The 635-nt window shown below is 73.5% G+C and carries 1 protein-coding gene; it reads left to right on the top strand.

Annotation, left to right across the window (positions count from 1 at the left end; translation table 11 throughout):
• Positions 1 to 2 precede the first annotated feature (2 nt).
• Positions 3 to 635: HAD family phosphatase (locus LPA54_RS34845; RefSeq protein WP_228984622.1), on the top strand; the 633-nt coding region annotated here is incomplete at its 3' end.

Below are 635 nucleotides of genomic sequence, written 5' to 3' on the forward strand. Positions count from 1 at the left end.
CCCTGACGGCCCAAGGCTCGGCCCTCCAGGCCGTGCTCCTCGACATGGACGGCACCCTGGTGGACACCGAGGGCTTCTGGTGGGACGTCGAGGTGGAGGTCTTCAGCTCCCTCGGCCACACCCTCGACGACGCCTGGCGCCATGTGGTGGTCGGCGGTCCCATGACCCGCAGCGCGGGATTCCTGATCGAGGCGACCGGGGCCGACATCGGCCTCGACGAGCTCACGGTCCTGCTCAACGACGCCTTCGAGAGCCGCATCGACCACACCCTGCCGCTGATGCCGGGCGCCGCGCGCCTGCTCGACGAGCTGGCCGAGCACGAGATCCCGACGGCGCTCGTCTCCGCCTCCCACCGGCGCATCATCGACCGGGTGCTGCCCGTCCTGGGCGCCGAGTACTTCGCCCTGTCCGTCGCCGGTGACGAGGTGCCGCGTACCAAGCCGCACCCCGATCCCTACCTCGCGGCGGCCGTCGGACTCGGCGCCGACCCCGTGCGCTGCGCGGTCGTCGAGGACACGGTCACCGGCGTCACCGCCGCCGAGGCCGCCGGCTGCCAGGTCGTCGCGGTGCCCTCGGTGGGCCCGATCACCCCGGCCGCCCGGCGCACGGTCGTCCCGTCGCTCGACGTCGTGGAC

The organism is Streptomyces sp. DH12, assembly GCF_020873895.1.
Taxonomy (GTDB): domain Bacteria; phylum Actinomycetota; class Actinomycetes; order Streptomycetales; family Streptomycetaceae; genus Streptomyces.